Origin of the sequence: Colwellia sp. MB3u-45 (assembly GCF_014077005.1) — a bacterium.
Lineage (GTDB): Bacteria > Pseudomonadota > Gammaproteobacteria > Enterobacterales > Alteromonadaceae > Cognaticolwellia.
The window spans coordinates 1-689 of sequence record NZ_JACGVC010000056.1 but is presented as its reverse complement, the minus strand read 5'-3'; the positions used below and the strand labels follow the sequence as shown (position 1 = coordinate 689).

The 689-nt window shown below is 40.6% G+C and carries 2 protein-coding genes; both read left to right on the top strand.

What is annotated here, in order from left to right; all coding sequences use genetic code 11:
- Positions 1–468, top strand: a 468-nt coding sequence (locus tag H4J41_RS17440; protein WP_182138396.1) for an IS630 family transposase, incomplete at its 5' end; no start/stop codon positions are given.
- On the top strand, positions 434–689 hold a 256-nt coding region (locus H4J41_RS17435), incomplete at its 3' end, for a transposase (protein WP_182150462.1). The genes H4J41_RS17440 and H4J41_RS17435, both read left to right, overlap by 35 nt.

Genomic DNA, 689 nt, shown 5'->3' with positions numbered 1-689 from the left:
GAAACTAATGGGCGAATGCGGGTTCGTTTGATGGCGCTTTCTCATATCAAAAGTGGCGCTAATAACACACAGACAGCACGAAACTTACATATTAGTCGACGTATTGTTAATGACTGGGTTAAAAGATTTTATGAACAAGGTCTTGATGGTTTAAAAGAAAAACCTCGCTCTGGACGACCTTGTAATCTCAATGAACAACAGCTCTCCCAACTAAGCCAGTACATTCATGATAATAGTATTAAACCCAAAGGCGGAAGGCTCAAAGCACAAACACTTGTTGCTTATATTACACAAGAATTTAAAGTCGACTATTCAGTTGATAATATTTATCGGCTTTTACATCAGCTAGGCTTCTCATGGATAACGAGTCGGTCAAGGCACCCGAAGCAATCAGATGAAGTACAAGAAGCTTTTAAAAAAATTCGAAATGGAAATGATCCGTACGATCCCGTGGAATGTCAGCCTTAAAAATGTAGATGTGTGGTTTCAAGATGAAGCACGCTTTGGCCAGCAGAATACAACGACAAGGCTCTGGGCAACAAAAGGAACAAGACCAAGAGCGGTTAAGCAACAGCAGTTTGAGTATGCTTATCTTTTTGGTGCTGTTTGCCCTGCAACAGGAGATACCGAGGCATTAATAGCGCCAATCATGAATATGGATGTGATGGAAAAACACTTAGCATTGATTG